This window comes from Actinoplanes sp. NPDC049802 (assembly GCF_040656595.1).
Classification (GTDB): Bacteria; Actinomycetota; Actinomycetes; order Mycobacteriales; family Micromonosporaceae; genus Actinoplanes.
On record NZ_JBFAMR010000092.1, the window covers coordinates 23,914 to 26,856 of the forward strand.

Genomic DNA, 2,943 nt, shown 5'->3' on the forward strand with positions numbered 1-2,943 from the left:
CTGCTCCGCTTCCGACCCGGCGTGCCGGCGGCGGGCACTGTCGATGGGTGGGCCTCGCTGACGGCCTGACCGCACTCGGCGCGGACGGCGGTGCGCGGGACTGGCCGATACGCCGGGCCGGGCGGCTCCCGGTGGGCTGTCAGGCCGGCTGGAACAGCTCGACCAGGTTGCCGGCCGGGTCGCGTAGCAGGATCTGACGACCGCCGGGACCGGAGACCGGGTCGCCCACGAAGGACAGCCCGGCCGCGCCCAGCCGGGTGATCTCCGCGTCCAGGTCGTCGAAGGCCAGGTGGATGCGGTTGCGACCGGGCTCTCCGGAGCCCTCCGGGGTGGCCCGTGCGCCGGAGCTGGCCGGGCCGGAGAGCAGCAGGCGCAGCGGACCGCGGGTGACGTCGGCGAACGCCGGGGCATGGTCGCTGAGCACCTCGAACCCCAGGTGGGTGGTGTAGAAGTCGAGCGCCGCCGGGACGTCGTCGACCAGGTAGCGGACCGTGGCGTACTGATCGGAAGCGGTCATGGCGATGGCTCCTTCAGGACGGGAATCAGATGGTGGACGCGGGCGTCGATCTCCGCGGCGGTCCGGGTGAACGCCGCGTAGTCGTCTCCCGGGTCGGGCAGGCTCCAATGACGCCGGCGGGCTCCGAAGTCCGGGCAGCTCTCCCGAGCCCGGTCACAGAGGGTGATGACGTGGTCGAAGCGGCGCCCGCTCAGCGTGCCGAGATGCCGGGTCCCGGACGGCGCGTCCTCGATCCCGAAACTCTCCCGCAGCACCCGGGCGGTGTGTGGGTGAATCCGCGGTTTCGGCCGGACACCGGCGCTGATCACGGTGACCGTGCCGGCCGTGCGGTGCCGCAGCAGCGCCTCGGCGATCGGCGAGCGGGCACTGTTGCCGGTGCACACGAACAGCACCGACGCGGGCGCGGCGACCGGATCGGGCGCGACGGCAGAACCAGCGACGACGGCCGGACCAGGTGCGACGACCGACCCGGGCGCCACGACCGACCCGGGCGCGACGGCCGACCCGGGCGCCACGACCAGCTCGGGCCCGACGGCAGAACCAGCGACGACGGCCGGATTAGGGGTGACGGCCGGCCCGGGCGCGACGGGGTGACCAGGGGTGACGGCCGGCCGGAGGGCGGCGGTGAGCGCCGGGTGCAGGGCGGCCGCCGTGGCGGTGAGCTCGCCGGCGCAGCGGGACAGGTCGAGGTGGTAGTAGGTGTCCCGGGCGTCGTGGGCGCTGCGGGTGGTGGTGACCAGGCCGCCGTCGCGGAGCAGCCGCAGGTGGTAGGAGACCAGGTTCTGCGGTTGGCCGACCCGGGCGACCAGCTCGCGGACCCGCAGGTCGCCGCCGGCCAGCTCGGTGAGCAGCCGCCAGCGCAGCGGGTGCCCGGCGAGGCGCGGGAACGAAGGCACGTCCATGACCGCACGTTACATCAAGTTGATTTGATCCATCCAGGTCGCGGCGAAGGCGCCGATCGTGAAATCGCCGCTGAAGCGGTCCGCGCCTCGACACGGGACGTCTTCCGGCGCACGGTGGCGGGCCGTTGCCCGCCACCGTGACTCAGACCGAGACGGAGATGCAGAACGGGTGGCCGGCCGGGTCGAGCAGCACCCGCCAGCGGTCCGGCTGCGGCTGGAAGTCCGGTTTGGTGGCGCCCAGTTCGAGGATCGCCGCCTCGCCGGCCTCCAGGTCGTCGACGCCGAGTTCCAAGTGGGCCTGTTTCGGCACGTCGGACTGTGGCCAGGTCGGCGGCACGTACTTGTCGACCTTGGCGAAGCCGAGGCCGTTGCCGGGCGCACCCAAGTAGACGAACTCATCGCTGGTGTAGGCGACCTCCATGCCGAGCATCCGGTGGTAGAAATCGGCCAGGGCGGCGGGGTCGTCGCAGTCGAGGGAGAAGCCGACGTACTTGGCGAGGGTCATGATGGTGCTCCTTTCGTCGGTTCCGACCCTGCCAGCCATGGCTGACATCCTGTGTCAGTCTTCTGTGGCAGGCTTTCCGGCATGCGCGCCAGCCGGTTGTTGTCGATCGTCCTGCTGCTGCAGGACCGCGGCCGGCTCACCGCGCAGCAGCTCGCCGAGGAGCTGGACGTGTCGGTGCGGACCGTCTACCGCGACATCGAGGCTCTCGGCACGGCCGGGGTGCCGGTCTACGCCGAACTCGGCGCCAACGGCGGATACCAGCTGGTCGACGGCTACCGGACCAAGCTCACCGGGCTCACCCCGCAGGAGGCCGGCGCCATCCGGCTCGCCGGGATGCCGGAGGCCGCCGCCGAACTCGGTCTCGGCGCGGTGCTGACCACCGCCGAGCTGAAACTGCGGGCGTCGTTGCCGCCCCGGCTCGCCCGGCACGTCGACGAGATCCGTGACCGGTTCCACCTCGACCCGGCCGGCTGGTTCCGGGAGACCGAGACCCATCCGCACCTCGCGGCCCTGGCCGGAGCGGTGTGGAACCGGCGGCGGGCCCGGATGCGTTACCGCCGCCACCGGGCTCCGCACGAGGTGGACCGGCTGATCGACCCGCTCGGCATCGTCCTGAAGGCGGGCGTCTGGTATTTCGTGGCACGGGTCGACGGGTCGCTGCGCACGTACCGGGTCGTGACGATCCTGGAGCTGGAGGTCCTGGACGAGACGTTCGAACGGCCGGAGGGTTTCGACCTGGCCACGACCTGGGCGCACTGGGCCGCCGACTTCGAGCGCCGCCTGCACCGGGACGTCGCCACGGTCCGCTTCTCCCCCGCCGGGCTGGAGCGCATCCCGTGGCTGATGACCCGCGCCATGTCCCGCAACGTGTCCACCGGCCTGGGCGAGCCGGACCCGGACGGCTGGACCACCGTCACCCTGCCCATCGAGTCGGTCCGGCACGCCCACGCCGAGTTCCTGCGCCTCGGCGCCGACGCCGAAGTCCTCGAACCACCCGAACTGCGAGCCATGATGCGCGA

4 protein-coding genes are annotated in these 2,943 nt (G+C 72.4%); 1 reads left to right on the plus strand and 3 read right to left on the minus strand.

The window, feature by feature from the left end:
* Positions 1 to 139: 139 nt before the first annotated feature.
* The 3 genes from AB0I88_RS36455 to AB0I88_RS36465 all read right to left on the minus strand — a co-directional run bounded on the left by AB0I88_RS36455 (position 140) and on the right by AB0I88_RS36465 (position 1,924).
* Positions 140 to 517 carry a VOC family protein gene (locus AB0I88_RS36455; protein ID WP_361035665.1) on the minus strand — a complete coding sequence of 126 codons (378 nt, stop codon included), beginning with the start codon at positions 515 to 517 and terminating at the stop codon, positions 140 to 142.
* Positions 514 to 1,419 carry a MarR family transcriptional regulator gene (locus AB0I88_RS36460; RefSeq protein WP_361035668.1) on the minus strand — a complete coding sequence of 302 codons (906 nt, stop codon included), beginning with the start codon at positions 1,417 to 1,419 and terminating at the stop codon, positions 514 to 516. The genes AB0I88_RS36455 and AB0I88_RS36460 overlap by 4 nt, the downstream gene beginning before the upstream one ends.
* Before the next feature lie 142 nt (positions 1,420 to 1,561).
* On the minus strand, positions 1,562 to 1,924 hold the full coding sequence (locus AB0I88_RS36465; protein WP_361035671.1) for a VOC family protein: 363 nt from the start codon (positions 1,922 to 1,924) through the stop codon (positions 1,562 to 1,564).
* 81 nt (positions 1,925 to 2,005) lie between these two features.
* Here AB0I88_RS36465 and AB0I88_RS36470 point away from each other — a divergent pair.
* Positions 2,006 to 2,943 (plus strand): WYL domain-containing protein (locus AB0I88_RS36470; RefSeq protein ID WP_361035674.1); only part of this gene is annotated, 938 nt, incomplete at its 3' end.

Excerpts from the sequence above, each read along its gene's own strand:
- AB0I88_RS36455 (WP_361035665.1), bottom strand. The coding sequence starts at position 517 with ATGACCGCTTCCGATCAGTACGCCACGGTCCGCTACCTGGTCGACGAC.
- AB0I88_RS36460 (WP_361035668.1), bottom strand. The coding sequence starts at position 1,419 with ATGGACGTGCCTTCGTTCCCGCGCCTCGCCGGGCACCCGCTGCGCTGG.
- AB0I88_RS36465 (WP_361035671.1), bottom strand. The coding sequence starts at position 1,924 with ATGACCCTCGCCAAGTACGTCGGCTTCTCCCTCGACTGCGACGACCCC.